Here is a 19,565-nt window from a genome sequence, read left to right on the forward strand (position 1 = left end):
TACGAGGAGACGGGGTTGCCCGGCAGCGCGAGCAGCGGGGTGTGCGGCGCACCGTTGCGGAGGGTGCCGTTCCGCAGGGCGGGGACCAGGCCGGCGTTGAGCAGGGAGGACTTCCCCGCACCCGAGGCGCCGACGAGCATCACGAGCCCGCCCGACTTCTCCACCGCGCGGAGCTGGGCGACGAGCGCCTCCGTGCTCCGCTGCCGCCCGAAGAACCACCGGGCGTCCTCCTGACGGTACGAGGCGAGCCCTCGATAGGGACAGACGGCGGGGGCGGTCGGCGCCTCGGCCGGCGACGGCTTCTCCCCTTCCGCGGAACCCGGCGCACCGGAGGCACCGGCGCCACCGGAGGCTCCTGAGGCGGCACGCCCGCTGACCGGGTCGGCGACCGCGCGCTCCCACAGGAGCTGCCACTGGCCCATGTCGTACAGGCCTTCGGAGACCGGTACGGGCCGTTCGCGCCGCGCCTCGGGGAGCAGGACGTGCAGCACGGCCGCGAGGGCGGCGAACTGCGCGGGCACGTTCTTGGCCCGCCGCCAGTCGCTGATCCGCTGCGCCGACACCCGTACGGGCCGGCCGCGCTCGTCGACCCGCTGCAGCCGGACGACCGCCTCGGCCACGCGCTGGAGGGGAGGGTTGCCGGCTTCCTTGTACAGCAGAGCAAGCCGTTCCGCGAAGGCTGTGCGTGCCCCTGAGTCGGGACTCAAGGCCTCCACCCCTTACTTCCGCCGCGCTTGGACATCCGGACCGGAAAACTCACTTTATACGGCTGACCTGCGAATAAGTGGGCCGGACGCCGTCGGAACCTCCTCCTCGGATGCGGTAACTGGCAGGATCACAACGCAGTAGCGAACCAACCGCGAAGCGTCAGGGCAGGCCACGAGCCCGGCGTTCGGAGGGGTGCCTGAGGGTGCCGCTCATTCGCGGCTGGTTTCGGCCGGAGTCACGAAGTGGTGGCGGCGACGATCTCGTCGTGTGAACGCGCGTGAACTCCAGAGTGCCGATCAGCCGGAGACGTCCGGATCACTTTCATATTGATCGCAGATCCGGACTTACTCCGATCCGTGCCGCAACGCCGACGCGTCGCGGATCGACCCGCCCGCGTCGTTCGGTACCGGTCCCCACAGGGGAGGGACCGGTGCCGAACCGACGCGGCGCGCAGGGTGCAGGCTCCCCGGCGAGTCCTTCCCGGCGCCCGCTCCCTGGCGCCCCCTCCTCGGCGTCTGCTCCCCGCCTACTCCTCCCCGCCGCGCTCTCCTCCACCGTGGAGCCTCCGGTACTCGGCGTTGATGCGCTGTGCTTCTTCGAGCTGATCCTCGAGGATGACGATCCGGCAGGCGGCCTCGACCGGGGTGCCCTGGTCGACGAGTTCACGCGCGCGGGCCGCGATCCGCAGCTGGTAGCGGGAGTAGCGGCGGTGCCCGCCCTCGGAGCGCAGGGGCGTGATCAGCCGCGCGTCGCCGATGGCGCGCAGGAAACCAGGAGTGGCACCGATCATCTCGGCGGCCCGGCCCATGGTGTAGGCGGGGTAGTCGTCGTCATCGAGACGGCCCAGCGAGTCGTCCGCTGTCATCTCACCTCTCTGTGGAACGCGTAGAGGGGCCCTGGTGCCGTACGGCACCAGGGCCCCGAAGGAACTGCAACACCATCTGCCGACCCTAATGCTGCGTCGGCCTACTGTGTCCGTACGACCGTCCTTGATGCCGACGGAAGTACGGGGATCGCGGATGCGTGACCGGAGACCACCTGCCTATCGATGTCCTGCGGTACCCGGGCTTCAGCTTTCCCGCCCGGGCGATCCTGATGGCGCTCGATTCCTCCGTTCTTCCCTCTGAGCCTTCGCTCACTTACGGAACTGCGTACTGCACTACTACTGGTACTGCGAACTACGGGTACTGCTTGTACTGCTGGTACTGCGAACTACGGGTACTGCTACTGCTGGCGGCGGCCCCTGATCACTGCGGGCCACCCGGTCCGGTCGTCAGCCCCGTCGCCGTCATGCGACAACCCTGGCTTCGAAGCTCCACCACCGCACCGTCCTACAGGTACTGCTACTGCGGTTACTGCTGGTACTGCTGCCCGGCAGTTCGTGTCTGCCGGGCCTTGCTCGATCTCGCTCGATCTCGGCTACAACAGAAACCATAGCCACGTGAGCGCCAATGTCTACCGCGATCAGCATAGATTTCTATGCGCTCGCCGACGAGATATTCGACCGTGCCGATCTACGCCTGAACACGACGAAGGCCCGACCGGCGTACCGGTCGGGCCTACAGTGCTGCGTCACCGCAGCCGTCGTCAGACGGCCACGGGCATCCCCAGCATGGCGGAAGCCCGCTGGAGCGGGCTGACGCGGACGGCGGGAGCGGGCGCGGCCGCGGGGAGCGTACGGCAGGTGAAACCGAGCTGGGCCATGGCCCGCAGAACCTCACCGGCGCTGAAGTCGCGGCGGTCCTGGCGGGTGATGACCTGGCCGACCTGCTTCACGGGGTAGTGGCGGCGGCCGATGATGACGGACTCACCGGTGACCGGCTCGGGCTTGACGCCCTTCATCGTTTCCAGCACGCCGCTCTTGGTCAGGTCGAACGGGAAGCGAGCGATGACACAGCGCATGAGACCTCACAGGGAGAAAGGGGGGACCGAGGTGAGCTGATTCAGAGAGCGAGGGCGGGGGCCGGGGCGGCAGCGAGGCTGTCGGCGCCGATGTCGCGCAGGCGGATCCGGTCCGTGTACGCGGGGCTGTCCCGGATGGCGATGAGCCGGGCGTGCGTGACCAGATCGGTGCGCCTGCCGTCCTCGTCGCAGACGAGCAGGTGCTCGACGCGGGCGCTGACCATGACGGAGAGGGCGACCTCGACGGTCATGTCGTCCCAGACCCGCGGCGCGGCTTCCTCCACGGGGCCGGCGTCGCTCGCCGAGCAGACCTGCATCTGAACCAGCGTCAAAGGGTTCCTCCTACAGAGTCCTACAGAGTCCTACAGAGATGGGGCAACTTCCCGAGCACGGAAGTCCTAGGCGGCTACCGCGTCGACGCCGCCGGCGAACGGACGCGGTACGGACGTACGGCGCATCGTGCCGACGGGCCGGCGTCGGCCGCGGCTGGCGGCGCCGCGCTTGGGGCGGTCGGCCACCGGCGCGGTGATGACGACCGGAATGCCGGACGGCGCCTGGGCGCCGGTGATCCGGCCGAGCGCTTCCTCGCCGGAGCGGACCTGCGTGATCTGCGGGCGGATCCCGGCGGCCGACATGAGGCGGACCAGGCCGCGGCGCTGGTTCGGGGTGACCAGGGTGACGACGCTCCCGGACTCACCGGCACGCGCGGTACGGCCGGCGCGGTGGAGGTAGTCCTTGTGGTCGGTCGGCGGGTCGACGTTGACGACGAGGTCGAGGTTGTCGACGTGGATGCCGCGGGCGGCGACATTCGTGGCGACGAGCACGGTGACGTGCCCGGTCTTGAACTGCGTCAGGGTGCGGGTGCGCTGGGGCTGCGACTTCCCGCCGTGCAGCGCCGCGGCGCGCACACCGCTGTTGAGCAGGTCCTGCGTCAGCCGGTCGACGGCGTGCTTGGTGTCCAGGAACATGATCACGCGGCCGTCGCGGGCGGCGATCTCGGTGGTGGCCGTGTGCTTGTCGGCGCCGTGGACGTGCAGCACGTGGTGCTCCATCGTCGTGACCGCGCCGGCCACCGGATCCACCGAGTGGACGACGGGATCGGTCAGGTACCGGCGCACCAGCAGGTCGACGTTGCGGTCCAGGGTGGCGGAGAAGAGCATCCGCTGCCCCTCGGGGCGTACCTGGTCGAGGAGCGCGGTGACCTGCGGCATGAAGCCCATGTCCGCCATCTGGTCGGCCTCGTCGAGCACGGTGATGCCGACGTGGTTCAGCCGGCAGTCGCCGCGGTCGATGAGGTCCTTGAGCCGCCCCGGCGTCGCGACGACGATCTCGGCCCCGCCGCGCAGCACACCGGCCTGCCTGCCGATCGGCATCCCGCCGACGACGGTGGCCAGGCGCAGCTTGACGGAACGGGCGTAGGGGGTGAGCGCGTCGGTCACCTGCTGCGCGAGTTCGCGGGTGGGCACGAGGATGAGTCCCAGCGGCTGGCGGGGCTCGGCGAGCTGTCCGGCCGTCCGGGCGAGCAGGGCGAGACCGAAGGCGAGGGTCTTGCCGGACCCGGTGCGCCCGCGACCGAGTACGTCACGGCCCGCGAGGGAATTCGGCAGCGTCGCTCCCTGAATCGGGAACGGAACGACGACACCCTGCCTGCCAAGCTCGGCCAGGAGCGGCGCCGCCATATCGAGATCGGCGAAGCCTTCCACGGCGGGGAGGGCCGGGGTGATCGTCGTGTGGTGCGTGCGGTTCATGCGGGAACCTTCCTCGATGCGGCGCATAACAAGGAATTCCCGCAGCGATGATCAGCGCAGAGAACTACAAGAATGGACCGAAGATAAAAAACGAAAGCGAACCTGGCCGAGGGCGAGAATCCAAAAGAACTCACCCGGACCCAGGCGCAGCATCTAACTGATCGAACGTCTCCGAGCCGTCCCGGCCCGCCCGCAGGCGAAATCACTGCGGGGAAACGCATGCAAAAGCATGCAAACGCATGCAGCTGGGGCCCGCACCCCGAAGGATGCGGGCCCCAGCTACAAGAGTGCGCGAGCGTCAGGCGGGAACGATGTTCTCGGCCGTCGGGCCCTTCTGGCCCTGCGCGATGTCGAAGGTCACCTTCTGGCCCTCGAGCAGCTCGCGGAAGCCCTGGGCGGCGATGTTCGAGTAGTGGGCGAACACGTCAGCGCCGCCACCGTCCTGCTCGATGAAGCCAAAACCCTTTTCCGCGTTGAACCACTTCACGGTACCAGCAGCCATGTCAATCTCCTTTGGGGCAGTACATCGGCCTCCGCACTGTGCGGACACCGTGTCGCCGCGATGATTACCCCGCCCGGAAATGACCGGTAATACAAAAGCGCCCCCGTCGCAGTATCCGACCAGGAGCACTTGAAGTTTCGGGAACCACAACTGCAACTGAGACGACAGTAGCACGCCGAGGCGCCCCCCGTAAGTTAAACAATTCCCCCCACCTGGTTACCCCAAAAACCCTTCCCGCACGGCCCATTAAACTCTCACACCGCGAACACAGACATTGATTCCCGGGAAGTTGAGGCTCGACCTGGTGGCGGCGTCAGATCCGGTCGAGGTCGATCTCTACCGGGAAGGGTGCCGACACCTTGACGACGCCAGTGAACACGTCCCCATTCCGGTAGGCCCTGGCCGCTGGGTCGAGTACGTAGGTGTACAGCAGTGGGACGCCGGTCGCGGCCTGCTCGACCCGCCAGTAGAAGGCAATGCCGGATTTGGCGTACTGGTCCGTCTTCACGATCCGATCGGTGGTCTCCGATCCTGGCGAGACAACCTCCACGACCAGCAGCACGTGCTCCGGCCGGGTGGGCGTGACGTCGATCGTGTCCGCGCGGTACACCACGACATCCGGACGCCGATTTGTGAGCGGAACGTCCTGCAGACGGACGTCGAAGTCAGTGTCAGCGTTCCAATCAGGCCCCGCGGCGGCTTCCAAGGCATTCGCCAGGAACCGAGCGAGCCGGTTGTGGCGCTTGGAGGCACTGGGACTCACGACGACCATCCCGTCCACGATCTCGATCCCCGCACACTGCTCCTCGGACCAAGAGTCGTACTGCTCTGCCGTGATCTGCTCGTGCATCCACGCAGGGGCTGCCATCTCGGCAGTCATGACGCACCTCCCGGACACCACACGAGCGGGCCCGATCCCGCTGCGTGCAGCGTACTGTCTCAGCACCCCGACACACCGGGCACCGAACCGCTTGGAGGACGTAGAGCTCGTCGTCCACAGCGACTGCCGCCGCAGCGACCGCTCCTACGCCCTGCAGATCCATGACCTAGATCTTGGTTCAGAGGCGGGTTCCGCAAGGAGACCCTGGACCATCGACCTGTCAGGACACACACGAAAACAGGCCCGCTACCTACTCACGTGAGTAGGTAGCGGGCCTGGTGTTTCTCTGTCGGGGTGGCGGGATTTGAACCCACGACCTCTTCGTCCCGAATGAGGTTCGGGTGGGATCGGCACCTGCGAATCTTGTAAAATTGCAGGTCAGGTGGTTGGTCTGAAGCGGCGCGGAGAGGTTCCGGTTGGTCTCTGAGGGAAGATCATCTCCCAGAAATCTCCCAGCGAGGGGTGCCGTGCTCTCGAAGTCTTGGTTCCGAGCTGCGTAGCGCAAGTAAATTTGCTCGGTTCTCTGTCGGCTGTGTTTCCAATCATGTGACGCACGAGAGCCCGGGGTTCCCGGCAGGAAGCAGCTTCACCTGTCCAGCCGGAACACGCAGTGGGCGGTCGGCGGCGGCGTTCCACAGGACCACGTTGCCTTCGGCGACGCCGAACGAAAGGTAGGGGGTGCGTGGTACAAGCGCGCCACCCTGCTCGTTCAGGGCGTGAACCGAGACTGTGGGACGGACGCAGACCCAGTCCGCTGAGATACCGAAATACGGTGGGGCCTTGGTGCGATGAGAGGCTGCTCGCTTCAGCTTGTCGGCCGCATGCTGCGGTGACGCGAAGGTCCACTCGGCGGCTGTGAGCAAGCCAAGGGTGAGGAAGAGTGCGGCCAGGGTGCCAGCGAAGACGCTCCGCGGCCGTATGAAGTGAAAGTAGCGCAGGACGCCCCAAACGGCTGCTATGAACAGGATCGCCGCAAGGGTGGGCCACAGCAGTTTCACCGCCGCGATGAGCTGGTACGCCCCGCTGACCGCCGTCTCTTCCGGTGACAGAGACAGCTCGTCCGCGTAGCCGTCCTGCAGGATCCTACCGGTGAGGGGCAGAGCCGCCACGAGCAGTGTGGCAAGCAGGGGAATCGCCGTCGCGGCCAGTATCTGCCATCGCCAGCGGCGCCCCAGCAGGATCAGACCAGTCACGTAGAAGCCGATTGCTGCCGTCGCCCAGGCAGACCGGGAGTCGACGCCGTCGAAGAGCCCAGGGACGCCCAGCGTGTAGACGGCCACTACGAGGGTTGCGATGATGCAGATAACTAGACACTGGAGCCGAGAGTGAGCCAAGGGCAGAGCGAAAGCCGTCCACCAAGCTGGGACGGCACAGACGACAGCGAGGAACCAGCACGCTGCGGCCGCAACGGGTATCAAGTGCTGAGCTGTTGACAGGAAGAGGGACATGGCGAGCAGTGGCCCGCCGAAGAGCGCCAGAGCCCTGTTGAGGGCGTCCTCTCCATGATGGATAGTCCCGGTGCGCCCCCGTCCGTCGAGCGGCCGCACGTCGAAGTCCGCTCGGGGTCCGTCCGTGCGCAGATGCCGGGCCAGGTGTCGGGCGGCGTCCTTGCTCGCATGGATGCGCACGCGGACGTCGAGCAGCCCAGTGCGCGCCGCGCACCAGCGCGTGACTGGTCGCCAAAGCCGACGGAAGCCCGGTATGACGGTGCCTGCGGGTTCGTGATCTGCCGAGTGCACCTGCCACTCGGGCTCAAGGACCCGATCGATCTCGTCACGCCGGAACAGCCGACCGTAAATCACAGTCTGTACCGACCGGCTCAGCTCTGTGATCTGCCAGGCTGCTTCGCGGTCGGCACGCCAGGTGGAGCCCATGATCGGTACTTCCACCCACCAGAACTCGCTGAAATTGACATTGGAGTCGAACGCCCGGAGGACCGTGCGTCGCTCCTTCGGGCTGAGCTCGTGGCACGTCCAGCCCAGCTCCCGTATCCGCCGCATGACCTTGTCCCATTGCGGCCTGCCGCCTTGCAGCTCGATCAGGGTGGTCACCGTGCAATCCGGTCCACGGGGAATCATCGAGCACCTTCGATATGATCGGCGAAGGGTGTTTCTTCAGCCAGCATGGCGGTGTCCGTCCTCAATCTGTCTCGATCGTCGGAGTCCAGAGAAACGACGGTATGGCTCAGCACTGACAGGCAGGCGGTGCCTTCAGCGGGTACGTCCCACTGTGGGTGCGTCAGGCTGACCTCCGCTGAGGCCGCCGGCGTGGCGGATCCATCCGATGACTCGGTCTGACGAAGACTTTTCGCGTCCTGGCCCGTGGCTCAGGCCTGCAGGCCTACTGCGTTCGCCGCCCTCTCGCCCAGTTCGTCTGGATCACCGCCTGGCTCAGCAACATTCCCGTGGCGCACTGCTACAACTTCAGCCAGGCAGAGCAAGACCGGCTGGCACGCTGCGTGTGCGTCGCCACGCCTATTGGGCGAGCAGGATCTCGGTGATCGGTCCGCCAGTGACACCTGGCTCAAGCACGAGAGCTGGGGTGTAGCGGGGCCTCCCAGGGGTTGCACCGTCCCACTCGTAGACGACGGTGCGCAGTGTGTTGAGGTATCGCCCTACGAGTAGAGCCATCGTGTAGGGGCCGTGGAAAGCGAGATGCACCTCCGCACGGCCGCTGTGTGCGGCAAGCGCTTTGATCTGTTGCGCGGCAGCCGTGCTGAGGCGTGCGGCCTCGCGCGGGTCGAGTCGGTCTTCGCCGGCGACGGAGATCACGGCGGCCGCGGCGAAGCCGTCGCTGGACTCGAGCAGGAGCTGCTCGAATGCGGTCTGATCTGGACTGGCAGTCAGGCTGAGGAAGATCGCGACGCGGTCGTGGCTGTCGGGTGTCTGCGCCTGTTCGAGGCCAACTGGTTGCGTATGAAGTTCGCTGATCAGTGGGTCGTCACCACTTTCTGCAGACGTCCACTGAGCGCCGCGGGTGTCGACCACCTCGACATTGCCGATCTTGGTCTCGGGGAGGGCGGCTCCCAAGGCCAGGGCTACCGACAGGTGAGCTCCGCCAAAGACGCGTACGGTTTGCGCGCCAGCGGCATAGACGGCGTCGCTGGTCAGGGGCAGTGTGGTCTGCAGGAGCTGAAGTCCCTCTCGCAACGGCAGACGCCCGTCGCTGGCGGCCCTGATGCGGATGTGCAGGTCGTCCTCGCCCGCGTCCATGGCGAAGGGCGCGGGGCGGGTCTGGACTCGGATCGTGAAGGCGCGGTTCTGGCTGTGAATGGCGTGCTTGCGTTGTTCGACTCGGTGCATCAGCAGGTCGCGCACGATCTCGCTCTCGCCGGACGGCTGGAGCATGTTGCTTTGCTTCTTGTCGGCGAGGGTCCGGGAGGGAGCGAGTCTTAGGAGTCGGTCCGGTGCGTCGTAGTCGCACCGTCTATCGCTGCCCGCACTGGCGGTCTTGTTCGCGATGCACAGGCTGAAGGCGGGGTCCTCGTCCAGCTGGAGCAGCCGAGGCAGCTCACGTTCTCGGACGATGTCGCTGTGGACGATGTCCGGTGTCACGAGGAGTACGGCTGCTGAAAGCCCTTGGGTCAGGGCTTGTTCGAGGCGATCGGTCGTTGTGCCCGCGCGCAGGTCGGTATGGTCTCTCCACACGACGAGACCGGCCGCCCTGAGCAGATTCTCAATCGACTCGGCCTGCGGGGACCCGTCAGACTGCCGGTAGGAGATGAACACCGCGTCGTCAGGCCGGACTGCGCCCTTGGGCAGTGGCCCCAGCGCCTTGAATCTCTGTGGTGGCGGAAGGACCGTTGCTGCCTTGCCGGTGACGCGTCCCCATCGTTGGCGCCGGGTGATCAGTCCGGAGAAGGGGTCCGTCCCGCCGGGAGCGTAAACGAGGAGTGCGATCGGGCCGTCGTGCTCCCGGGCCATTGCTCGCATCGCGGCAAGGTCCGTCGGGCTCGGTCCGGACGGTGCGGGATGGCTGTGCCACTCGCCGACGTAGCCGGTTGGATCGTCGTCCGCTCGCTGGGCCAGGAACTCTGCGAGGAGCGTGTTCGCCTTGACGTCATCGCGTACGTACCTGTGGGTGGTCGCTCCTTGTCCCTCGACCACGAGGGCATGGGTGACAACGACGTTGGCGTCTTCCTGATAGCCGAGGAGGATGCCACCCGTTTCCCGTGGCAGCTGTTGCGCGGTCGCGGACGCGATGACCTCGTATGCCGCCTGGCGCAGCTCGATCCGTGGTGCCGGCGGGGTCACTGGTGGTGGCTCCCTTGTGGTGCGGAGTGGAGGTGGCGCGTCTCCCCTGCAGGATGGAGGGGGCGGTCCACGAGGAGTCCGACGGCGTGGCGGACGGTTGCCGCTGCTGCCTCGATCACCGCGTGGGGCGGCGTTGGGGAGATCGGGCTTCCGCAGCCTGCTTCGAACAGTTGCGGTGCCTCGGCGTCGGCTCTGGTCGTCGAAGGCGGCAGCGGTGCTGCGGCGTCGATCGGTGGCAGTACGTCGATGCGATAGGTCCTGCCGTCGTTTTGAAGCGCCGCAGACAGGACCGTGTGCCCAGTGTCAGGGCGCTTACATGTAGGAGCGCGGTGGTGGCGAAGTCGGCGGTGGCGTTCACGACGAGGTCGTGGTTCCGCAAATGGTCGACCGCGTCGGCACCCGAGGTAAGGGCGCTATTGATGGTGTCGATGCCTGCGGCCGGCGCCTCGTTGTGCCTGACGAGGTGTCGCTTGACCGCTTCGGCTTTCGGCAGTCCGACTGCGTCGGGGCCGACGAGGTGGCGGACGAGGTTTCCCGGCATGACCACATCGTCGTCGATGAGAGTGAGGTGACGGACACCAGAGCGCACCAGCATGTCGGCGATGAACGAGCCCAAAGCGCCGACACCGACCACGGCAACCTTGGATTCACGCAGTTCGGCAGCGAGGACGCCTGCGCGAGTGGACCGGGCGGCCTCGGTGTCTGCGCCCGAGCGCAGACGTGTGACGGCCGTGCCGCCCTCCTTCGTGGGCGTTACGTCCAGCACGATCGCGCCCTCGTGGGTGCCTCGTCGGTAAACCAGCACGACGACCGCGACCGACTGCTGGCGAATTCTGCGGTCCAGATCCGCGTTCGAGCCGAGCCGGGCACAGATGTCTGCCCAGGTTCGCGGCGGCACGTCGACCTCGCCGAGATCGGCCACGTACCCAAAGCGGTCCTTGCTGTGCTTGAGGGCCTTCCTGGGACGGATGCCGTGCCTGATCCGCATCGTGTTGTTGCTGGCCGGGCTGAAGCGGACGGAGCGGTTGAGGTACTGGCCGAGGTCGTCGTAGAGGTAGAGGCGCCGGTCCGCGGACTGATGGAAGTACCGGTCGAGGTCGAGGTCGGGCCGATCGTCCGTCCATCCGGTGTCCGCGTGCTCGAACCATGCTGTGACGTGTTCGAGGAACGCCAGTGCCTCCATCCACCACAACCCGTCGTGATCTTCTTCAGCAACCAGGCACAGCGCGCCGTCCGAGTCACGGTGCCAGGACCAGGGCACCGCGTCGTGATCGACCGGCACCACCCTCGGCGGCCGAAACGGGAAGCGGGGCGGCAGGTCGATCACTACACGGGTCGTGCCCGCCGAGTGCGGGACAGGCCCTTCCCACCCTGCTTCCACCTCGTGGAACCCGGCGCGGATCAGGCCCTCCTCGAAGTGCAGCCGCGCGTAGGCGACGTACTCGTCGAAGCTGACAGAAGTCACCCGAAGGTCCTCTTGCCGACAGGAACGACGCGGGCGCCGGGCGAGATCGCGGATGCCTTCTTGCTGCCGTCCTCGTTGAAGCCGGGGGGCATCGGGAAGACCGTATCTCCATCGCCGTTCTTTCCCAGCAGTTTCCGGAACGCCAGCGCGGCCTTGCCCGCGTCTTCTTCGACGAGCGCGGCTTCTGCCGACGTCGCGGCGTCGTTGAACCGCGTACGTGCGGTGTCCAGTTCATCGTCGGTCGCGCGGATGTGGATGGTGTGTCCGGGCAGGGTCGGGTCGGTCACCGCGATGCCGTAGGTCACGAAGTTTTCTATGATCTTGCTGACCTCCCGGAGAGCGGAGACGTAGTACTCCGCCTGGTCGTTGCCCGAGACTGCGCCTGAGGCGAACGCCTGGTAGGCGGCCATTTCGATGAAGAATCCGCCGGGCTTCTTCGTGCCGAGCAGGGCGCGACGAGTCTGGCGAAGCAGTTTGACGGTCGGTACGTAGTACTCGTCGTGGTCCGCGTTCATCGTGCTCGAGAGGTCCGTCAGCCCGTCTGGGTTGGTGCGCACCCACTCGTTCTTGTCGCCCTTCTGGGGGATCTCCCAGGTTCCGTCGCCGTAGGGGCGGGCGGGCACCGCGTCGACGTAGAGGTCGTACTCCGGGAAGGAGACCTGCAGGCTCCGGTCCTGACGCTTGGTGCGCCGGTGCCCGTCGGCGTCGGTACCGAACTCTGCATGCAGGACCTTGAAGAACCTGTCGAGGATGTCCGTCGATGTGACGTCGCTCGGAACATCGGGCAGGCGCACGAACACGTCGACGTCCTTGATCCTGCGGATCGACACGTTGCGCTTGTAGGAGCCGATCAGGATCGGGCTGACGCCGTACTCGGCGAGCTTGGAGTCAGCCTTGAGGGCGTCACGGACGAGGCGATGCGCCTCTGGCGCGTTGGTCTTGTCGTCGCCGGGCTCGATGGAGCTCAGCGCGTCCTTGAACTGCTGCTTGAGGTGAGCCATCGGGCCCTCCGGTCTGGTCGTGACTGCATTGGTCTGCTGAGCCTGCCTCACACCACTGACAATGCGAGGTCCGTCGTGAGGGGCTGGTGGCCTACTTCTTCCTGCCGCCCTTGCCGATGCTCTCGTTGGTCGTTGTCTTCGGGTGCCGCTTCACGGTGGCCTGCTTCACGAACCGGCCCGTGATGGCACTGCGGCCCCGCTTGCCGTTGGATGCGCTGCTCTTGCCTGCCATGGGCTGTCCTTCCGATCTTCTGCGGTGGCCTGCGGTAGCACACGCCACACCCTACGTCAGAGTTTCATTTACCCAGTAGGTACATGAAATCTTGCGAACCTTGATCGGGAGGATAGCATGGAAGCAGTAGGTACACGGAAAAGGATTCTGAGGTCGCTGGTGGAGATCGTCTTCGAGGACGCCGAGCTCGCCCGTGTCTGCAACAGCGGCCCTGCCCGCAGGGACCGTTTAGGCCCCGATGGGGCGACCACCCTGCTCCGGCGTCTTGGCCAGATGGCGGCCGCCCACCACCTGGCCGACCTGCGCCACGTTGCGGCCGCGCGGCTGCGGCCTGCAGCCAACGGGGACTGCTTCACTCTGCTGGTGTCGCTCGGTGATCACGGCGATCTCGTGGTCCGCCCGCGCGACGACCCGCCCGGCACTCTCGACGACGGCACCCTCAACGAGCACGCCGTACGCGCTGTGATCGTCGCAGCGATCCACCGCCCCTGATCCCGCCACCAGGCCCGCCCCGCAGCCTCGCCGACCGAGAGGCACTCACGTGACTCCGCCCTCCGCCCCGCACCCGTTCGCACCGAATGAAGTCCTGCCTCCGGGCGACACCCTGAAAGAACAGCTCGACGCCCTTGGTATCCCCCAGGCGGACCTTGCCCGCCGCACCGGGCTGTCGACCAAGCACGTCAACCAGATCGTTCAGGGCAGCGCTGTACTCACCCCCGAGACTGCCCTTCTGCTGGAGCGGGCCGTCGGAATCCCGGCTTCGCTGTGGAACCAGATGGAGGCCGCCTGGCGCACCCATGTCAGCCGCACCCAGAGCCGTGAAGCCCTCAGCCACCGCCTCGACTGGCTCGACCGCTTCTCCCTGCAAGAGTTGGTCAAGCGGGGCATCCTGCCGACCAAAGAGCGCACGGTGGACAATCTCGAGCATCTGCTGGCGTTCTTCGGGGTCGCCGACCCCGAGGTTGCAGAGAACGTGTGGGGCAGCTACCGGACTGCCTTCCGGCGTTCCACCGTCCTCACGCCGGACGACTACGCCACCGCCGTCTGGCTGCGCCAGGCCGAACTCAGAGCACGCGAAATCCCCTGCGCACCCTACGACCGCGCGGCCCTGCTTGAGCTACTTCCCCAGCTGCGCGCCCTGACCGTCGAGGAACCTGCCGTCTGGCGCTCCGAAATCCCGCGTCTGTGCGCCCGAGTCGGCGTCGCGGTGGTGTTCGTTGCCGCGCCCCCCAACAGTCGCGTCTCCGGCGTCACCCGATGGCTCACCCCGGAAAAGGTCGGAGTCGCCCTCAGCGGCCGGTTCAAGAAGGACGACCATTTCTGGTTCACCGTCTTCCACGAGCTCGGCCATGTCCTCCTGCACGGCAAACGCCTCACTTTCATCGACAACACAAGCCGTGACGACGACACGACCCCCGAAGGAGACCGCAGCGAGGACGAGGCAGACGCCTTCGCCAGGGAAACCCTCATCCCGCCCGAGCACGCGGCCGCCTACAAGCAACTTGCCCAGCGCCCCATGCCCTTCACCAACATCACAGCCTTCGCCCGCCGGGCTGGCATCGCCCCAGGCATCGTGGTCGGGCGCCTCCAGCACGACGGCGTCCTGGACTGGAAATACGGCAGCAAGCTGAAGCGCCCCATCGAGATCAGCCTCTCCGGCGATCTCACCGCGGGCTAGCCACCCCTGCACGTTTAAAGGGGCCCCCACCCACCGCGCAAGCCGGAAGGAACTGGTTGCATCAGGCGAAGGCAAGCGCCCTGAAGGCGTTGCGGACGCCGGTGAGGGGCTGCCGATCGCGGGTGTAGTAGAGCTTGTTCGTCAACAGCACCGCCCATCGGCCTTGCAGAGGTGAGATCCACATGCCGGTTCCGGTGAAGCCGTAGTGGACCCCAGATGTCGGTGTCGGAGTCGTTTCTGGGTGCCGGTTGTCAGAACAGGCCGGGTCCCGGCTCCAGACCGCCGGTCTGGACGGTCAGCGACTCCTTGATCCAGTCGGGGCCGAATCCGGTCCGATCCGGGGTGGAGGCGAGCATGTGGCGAAGGAAGATGCTGACGTCGTCGAGGACGGTGAAGGCGCTGGCGATGCCGCAGACTCCGCCCAAGAGCCGGGCGGAGAAGTCGTGGGCGACGCCCTTCAGGTGGGTGCCGGTGTCCTGGTCGAGAGTGCGAAGACTGCTATGACACGGGAGTTGACCGCGCTCGTGGCCCTGGCCCGTGCACGGTTCCTCCTCCGGTCTGCCTGCGAGGTGGGCTGTTGCAGAGGAGGCGGATAGCGGTGGCCTAGCCACTTACGGAGCTCCCAGGCCATCCGCTGCCCCATGCGGGACCATGAGCGCCGTCGTCCAGAATCGGCGCTCGGCGCCCACGGCCCCGACGCATCGTCCTACAGGGCGGTGGGGGCCTTTTTGTACCAGTCGGCGATCACGCTCACGAGATGGACGATGTTCTGCGTCCGCATGATCGGTGCCGAAGCGTTCGGCTCAAAGTCGACCTTGGCCGCGGTGGTGAGCCAAATGCTGGTCTCCAGTACCGGTGCCGACATGTGCGGGTCGAGGCGGCTGAAGAAGTCGGTGACGTCGTCGAGTTCGGCAGGATTCTCGCCGGCCCGCAGCTCTCGGAATACGCCGCCGAGAACACGGAGCATGCCCACCGACCCGAGGAGCGAGGACCGGCGAACCTCCTGGGACATGGTGAGCTCTCCAGGCTGACGCTCTGCCTCCGGATCGTCCTCGGTAAGGGAGGCGAGGTCAGTGAAGGCGTTGGAGATGACGTCGAGGAAGTCCTTGACCTGCTCGATCACCTCGCCGTCGGTGAGAGTCTGCTCGGCCTTCTTGCTGATCCGGCCGCCGGCACCGGCAATGACGGACCGGGTGATGTCGGCGACGTGCTTGGCGCCCATGAAGTTGGGGTTCTTGAGCGTCATACGGTCTTGCTCGGCGTCAACCCGGCCCTTGAGCAGGGGGTGGTCGATGACATCGGACAGGGTGCGGTTGGCCACCTTGTAGCTGTCGAAACGAGCGCGGACGGCGCTGCTGATGCCCTTGGCGTTGTCAGCAACGTCCACGAACATCTGCTGAGACTTGATTGGGTCCGGTTCGACATAGATGTCAAGGCCGACGTACTCAGCCTTGAGACGGTTCATCTGGCCGATGAGCTTGTCACGTTCGGCCTCGAGCTTCGCGGCCTTCTCCGGGCTCACCTTGCGAGCCATTTCGCGATCTACGTCAGAGATGGCATCGGTGATGCGCTGCTTTTCGATCGCGACTCCGAGCACGCGGTGTTGGCCGTCGATGGTCCGCAAACTAGAGATGCCGCCAATCGCCCACGGGACGGTGATGTAGCCGACGGCGCCCTGGTCGTCTACCTTCTCGAAGGTGCATCCACCGCCGTCCCGGGCGAGTAGAGCTGGAGCGACCCAGTCCTGCTTGGTGTCGAGGTACTCGCCGAAATGCTTGGCATGAAGGCGGTCGACCTTGCGGTTGTCCTTGTCGACGTTGTTGGGGTCAGGGACGGGCAGGATCGTCGGCAGATCGAGCAGGGGGACGCGCACGCTGTAGACCGTGCGGCCGCCCTGAGGGGTCTTGATGGCGAGGTACGTGCTGGAGTCCTGAGGCTTGGACAGGCGCAGCGGGTCGACGGCAATGCTCACGGTAGGCCCCCAGTGGGATCGGCTACGCACTTGGATGGCGTAGCAACCACTGGAAGGTAGTGCGTAGCAGATTACCTACGAAGGTAACTTCTTATCTCTGTCGCTAAGTTGGCGATACGGGTTCTCAAGTTGCAAGTGGGTGACCAGAGGTGCACGTGGCTGACCAATCTGGGTCGCGTCTTGCCGCCGAGACGGCGCCGGTCGACGACCGCGACGTCGCAGCCGTCGCGGCACGGACGCTCTCCCGTGACGAATTCCAGTCGCGCGAAGATGTCGACGCGTAGATGGGGTGGACGTACAGCCGCGGACTGGACCGGCGGGGTGAAGGGGGTATCGACCCATGATCGAGTGCCGCCCCAGTCGTCTGGGCGAATCTCAGGATCGGTGCCGGGCGGTGCGGCGTCCGATTCGCGGACGTACACGTGGGTGAGATGCAGGTACGCGGTGATCAAGGAGCGGGCGGCTGCTACCCGGGGAAGACCCTGACCAAGATCTTCTCCCAGATTTCTCCCAAACGATCTCCAGAGACGCAGGAAGGGCCTGACCCTCAGAGAGGATCAGGCCCTTGACCTGGTCTTTCAGCTGTCGGGGTGGCGGGATTTGAACCCACGACCTCTTCGTCCCGAACGAAGCGCGCTGCCAAGCTGCGCTACACCCCGATGTCGTTGATCCACTGCCCCGCATTGCTGCAGGCCCGTGGCGACATCGATTACTTTAGCGGACCGGCGGCCTGAGGCGAAATCCGGTTTTCGGGGGGCCTTGGCCAGGGGCGGATGCGGTCCAGGGCCACGGCTGTCAGGGCCAGGGCGTAGAAGGCCAGGCCGAAGGTGAGCGCGTTGCCGAGGACGCTTCCGTAGCCGTGGGTCGTGACGTCCAGGAACGGGTACGGGTAGCGGGCCGTCGAGCCCGGTGGCAGGAGGGCGCCGCGGGTGAGGGCGAAGGCCAGGTAGGCCAGGGGATAGAGCAGCCACAGGGACGCGTGGCGCCAGCGCAGGCCGCCCGGTCTTGTCAGTAGGAGCCAGTCGAGGGCCACGGCGATCGGGGTCACCGTGTGCAGGAGCAGGTTGGAGAGTGTGTGCCAGTCGGACGCCGACGTCGTTTCCTCCGTCATCGAGAAACCGCTGGAAGCGTTCGCCAGGACCAGGTGGTAGACGAGGCCCGTGATCGCGATGAAGAGGAGCGTGCCGCCGGTCACCCACGGCGGCAGTCGGCGGCGGCCCCGCCACGCCCGCCACGCGGAGAGGCCGAGGACCACCGCCACCAGCGCGTTGCTCTGGACGGTGAAGTAGCTGAGGACGCGTGGCGGGCTGCCGATGACCAGGTCGATCACGATCCCGGTCGCCGCGGCGAGGGCGATCAGCGCGCGCACGGCGGCCACGAGGGGGCGGCGTACGGGTGGCACGACCGCCTCCGCGGGGACGCCGGAAGCGCTCGCGGTGCCCAGGGGAGGAGTCGGAGCGATCATGCCCCCCACGGTAGGGGGCAGCAGGTCATAGCCGCCTAAAGAGCCCCAGAGGGCCCACATCGCCTAGAGGGCCTAGACGGCCTATAGGGCCCAGACGGCGTAAAGGGGGCGGCGGGGGCGGCGCGGTCCGTTTCCGCGGCTCAAGCGAGGGCTATCGCTGCACCAGCGTCAACAGCGTCGCCTCCGGCGGGCACGCGAACCGCATCGGCGTGTACCGGTTCGCACCGCACCCCGCCGACACGTGCATGAACGCCGTCTTCCCCTCGGCCTGGTGCGTCGAGAGGCCCTTCACGCGGTCCGTGTCCAGGTCGCAGTTGGTGACCAGGGCGCCGTAGAAGGGGATGCAGAGCTGCCCCCCGTGCGTGTGGCCGGCGAGGATCAGCGGGTAGCCGTCCGCGGTGAACGCGTCCAGGGTGCGCAGATACGGCGCGTGCACGATGCCCATCGAGAAGTCGGCGCCGGAATCCGGACCGCCCGCCACGCGCGCGTACCGGTCGCGTTTGATGTGCGGGTCGTCCAGGCCGGTGAGGCCGATCTCGTAGCCGTCGATCTTCAGGGAGCCCCGGGTGTTCGTGAGGTTCACCCAGCCCGCCTCGTCGAAGCCGTCGCGCAGGCCTTCCCAGGGGTTGTGGATGGCACCGACAGCGGGCGCGTTGCCGTTCAGACCGTGCTTGCCCTGCGCCTTTTCGATCAGATAGCGGGCAGGGTTGCGCAACTTCGGCCCGTAGTAGTCGTTCGAGCCGAATACGTACGCCCCGGGGAACCCCATCAGCGGACCGAGCGCGTCCAGCGTCTCCGGTACGCCCTCGGGGTCCGAGAGGTTGTCGCCCGTATTGATCACGAAGTCGGGGCGCAGGCCCGCGAGCGAGCGCAGCCACCGCTGCTTCTTGCGCTGTCCGGACACCATGTGGATGTCGGAGACCTGGAGGACCCGCAGGGGGCGCATCCCCGGCGGCAGCACGGGCACCGTCACCCGCCTCAGCCGGAAGGAGCGGGCTTCGAAGCCCACCGAGTAGGCGAGACCTGCCGCGGCCGTCGCCGTGATGCCCAGAGGTACTGCGTATCGCGCGCGCATCCTCCCATCGTGTCAGACGCCGCGCGGCCCGGAACGGGAGGAGGGTCTCCGGGCCGACCGGCCGGAGGGGGACAAGCACGGCCGGGCCAACCAGCCCGCCCCCCGGGGGAAATCGGCGGGCAGGAAACCGGCCGCACCTGCCACAATCAACCCATGACCACGCTCAAGTCGAAGCTCCAGGAAGACCTCACCGCCGCGATCCGGGGGCGTGACGAGCTGCGCTCCTCGACGCTCCGGCTGACCCTCACCGCCATCACGAAGGAGGAGGTCGCGGGCACCGAGGCGCGCGAACTCTCCGATGACGACGTGCAGAAGGTGATCGCCCGCGAGGCGAAGAAGCGCCGCGAGGCCGCCGAGGCGTTCGGGCAGGCCGGGCGCACCGAGAAGGCGGACCGGGAGAAGGCGGAGGGCGAGGTCCTCGCCGAGTACCTTCCCAAGCAGCTCTCCGACGACGAGCTGCGGGACATCGTCACCCAGGCCGTCGAGGAGGCCAGGGCCGCCGGCGCCGAGGGCCCGCGCGCCATGGGCCAGGTCATGAAGATCGTGAACCCGAAGGTCGCGGGCCTCGCCGAAGGCGGCCGCGTCGCCGCCACGGTCAAGAAGCTCCTCGCGGGCTGACTCCGGCCTCGCCGCTCCTCGCGGGCTGACCCCGGCCCCGCCGCTCCTCACGGGCTGACCTGGCCC

The 19,565-nt window shown here is 66.9% G+C and carries 19 protein-coding genes, 1 tRNA gene and 1 pseudogene; 4 read left to right on the forward strand and 17 right to left on the reverse strand.

All coding sequences use genetic code 11. The annotated features are described in order from the left end of the window. From GKQ77_RS10990 to GKQ77_RS11045, 12 genes are all read right to left on the reverse strand, one after another. A partial coding sequence (locus GKQ77_RS10990) for an nSTAND1 domain-containing NTPase (protein ID WP_443728916.1) occupies positions 1-716 on the reverse strand: 716 nt, incomplete at its 3' end. Between the two features lie 518 nt (positions 717-1,234). Next, entirely contained in the window at positions 1,235-1,573 is a 339-nt protein-coding gene (locus GKQ77_RS10995; RefSeq protein WP_219688534.1) for a MerR family transcriptional regulator, read from the reverse strand. Positions 1,574-2,295: 722 nt separating this feature from the next. Further along, positions 2,296-2,610, reverse strand: coding sequence for an SCO5918 family protein (locus GKQ77_RS11000; protein ID WP_219688535.1), 315 nt, complete (start codon positions 2,608-2,610; stop codon positions 2,296-2,298). 41 nt (positions 2,611-2,651) lie between these two features. Further along, complete coding sequence (locus GKQ77_RS11005) at positions 2,652-2,942, reverse strand: CBS domain-containing protein (RefSeq protein WP_219688536.1); 291 nt, start codon at positions 2,940-2,942, stop codon at positions 2,652-2,654. 66 nt (positions 2,943-3,008) lie between these two features. After that, positions 3,009-4,358 (reverse strand): DEAD/DEAH box helicase, encoded by a 1,350-nt coding sequence (locus GKQ77_RS11010; RefSeq protein ID WP_258021154.1) that lies wholly within the window; start codon positions 4,356-4,358, stop codon positions 3,009-3,011. Between the two features lie 298 nt (positions 4,359-4,656). Beyond that, positions 4,657-4,860 (reverse strand): cold-shock protein, encoded by a 204-nt coding sequence (locus GKQ77_RS11015; RefSeq protein ID WP_023586116.1) that lies wholly within the window; start codon positions 4,858-4,860, stop codon positions 4,657-4,659. A 313-nt stretch (positions 4,861-5,173) separates the two neighbouring features. Continuing rightward, the gene (locus tag GKQ77_RS11020; protein WP_219688537.1) at positions 5,174-5,740 is read right to left on the reverse strand and encodes a Uma2 family endonuclease; all 567 of its coding nucleotides are present in this window, start codon (positions 5,738-5,740) and stop codon (positions 5,174-5,176) included. A 542-nt stretch (positions 5,741-6,282) separates the two neighbouring features. Beyond that, positions 6,283-7,791, reverse strand: a complete 1,509-nt coding sequence (locus GKQ77_RS11025; protein WP_219688538.1) for a DUF2339 domain-containing protein — start codon at positions 7,789-7,791, stop codon at positions 6,283-6,285. Between the two features lie 423 nt (positions 7,792-8,214). Further along, the gene (locus tag GKQ77_RS11030) at positions 8,215-9,993 is read right to left on the reverse strand and encodes an SAVED domain-containing protein (protein WP_219688539.1); all 1,779 of its coding nucleotides are present in this window, start codon (positions 9,991-9,993) and stop codon (positions 8,215-8,217) included. Positions 9,994-10,108: 115 nt separating this feature from the next. Next, positions 10,109-11,458, reverse strand: coding sequence for a HesA/MoeB/ThiF family protein (locus GKQ77_RS33890; protein WP_308117621.1), 1,350 nt, complete (start codon positions 11,456-11,458; stop codon positions 10,109-10,111). Then, entirely contained in the window at positions 11,455-12,459 is a 1,005-nt protein-coding gene (locus tag GKQ77_RS11040) for a nucleotidyltransferase domain-containing protein (protein WP_219688540.1), read from the reverse strand. The genes GKQ77_RS33890 and GKQ77_RS11040 overlap by 4 nt, the downstream gene beginning before the upstream one ends. A 91-nt stretch (positions 12,460-12,550) precedes the next feature. After that, the gene (locus GKQ77_RS11045) at positions 12,551-12,691 is read right to left on the reverse strand and encodes a hypothetical protein (protein ID WP_219688541.1); all 141 of its coding nucleotides are present in this window, start codon (positions 12,689-12,691) and stop codon (positions 12,551-12,553) included. Between the two features lie 159 nt (positions 12,692-12,850). Here GKQ77_RS11045 and GKQ77_RS11050 point away from each other — a divergent pair, with 159 nt between their 5' ends. Both GKQ77_RS11050 and GKQ77_RS11055 read left to right on the forward strand, forming a co-directional pair. Next, the gene (locus GKQ77_RS11050) at positions 12,851-13,183 is read left to right on the forward strand and encodes a hypothetical protein (RefSeq protein ID WP_219688542.1); all 333 of its coding nucleotides are present in this window, start codon (positions 12,851-12,853) and stop codon (positions 13,181-13,183) included. A 49-nt stretch (positions 13,184-13,232) separates the two neighbouring features. Beyond that, entirely contained in the window at positions 13,233-14,369 is a 1,137-nt protein-coding gene (locus GKQ77_RS11055; protein WP_219688543.1) for an ImmA/IrrE family metallo-endopeptidase, read from the forward strand. Between the two features lie 61 nt (positions 14,370-14,430). Here the strand turns inward: GKQ77_RS11055 and GKQ77_RS11060 are convergent. Then, a pseudogene (locus GKQ77_RS11060) lies at positions 14,431-14,941 on the reverse strand (serine hydrolase domain-containing protein); the annotation flags it as partial. A gap of 134 nt (positions 14,942-15,075) precedes the next feature. Next, positions 15,076-16,341 carry a DNA sulfur modification protein DndB gene (locus tag GKQ77_RS11065; protein WP_219688544.1) on the reverse strand — a complete coding sequence of 422 codons (1,266 nt, stop codon included), beginning with the start codon at positions 16,339-16,341 and terminating at the stop codon, positions 15,076-15,078. A gap of 155 nt (positions 16,342-16,496) precedes the next feature. Between GKQ77_RS11065 and GKQ77_RS33295 the strand changes: the two genes are divergently transcribed. Beyond that, positions 16,497-16,625 (forward strand): hypothetical protein, encoded by a 129-nt coding sequence (locus GKQ77_RS33295; protein ID WP_258021156.1) that lies wholly within the window; start codon positions 16,497-16,499, stop codon positions 16,623-16,625. A gap of 301 nt (positions 16,626-16,926) precedes the next feature. Here the strand turns inward: GKQ77_RS33295 and GKQ77_RS11070 are convergent. The 3 genes from GKQ77_RS11070 to GKQ77_RS11080 all read right to left on the reverse strand — a co-directional run bounded on the left by GKQ77_RS11070 (position 16,927) and on the right by GKQ77_RS11080 (position 18,881). Beyond that, positions 16,927-17,000, reverse strand: a tRNA-Pro gene (locus GKQ77_RS11070). Between the two features lie 50 nt (positions 17,001-17,050). Beyond that, positions 17,051-17,806, reverse strand: a complete 756-nt coding sequence (locus GKQ77_RS11075; protein ID WP_219688545.1) for a Pr6Pr family membrane protein — start codon at positions 17,804-17,806, stop codon at positions 17,051-17,053. Positions 17,807-17,957: 151 nt separating this feature from the next. Then, positions 17,958-18,881 (reverse strand): metallophosphoesterase, encoded by a 924-nt coding sequence (locus GKQ77_RS11080; RefSeq protein ID WP_219688546.1) that lies wholly within the window; start codon positions 18,879-18,881, stop codon positions 17,958-17,960. A gap of 153 nt (positions 18,882-19,034) precedes the next feature. On the opposite strand from GKQ77_RS11080, the gene GKQ77_RS11085 reads away from it, so the two are divergent. Continuing rightward, positions 19,035-19,499 (forward strand): GatB/YqeY domain-containing protein, encoded by a 465-nt coding sequence (locus GKQ77_RS11085; RefSeq protein WP_219688547.1) that lies wholly within the window; start codon positions 19,035-19,037, stop codon positions 19,497-19,499. Positions 19,500-19,565: the final 66 nt, after the last annotated feature.

This window comes from Streptomyces anatolicus, assembly GCF_019400875.1.
Taxonomy (GTDB): domain Bacteria; phylum Actinomycetota; class Actinomycetes; order Streptomycetales; family Streptomycetaceae; genus Streptomyces; species Streptomyces anatolicus.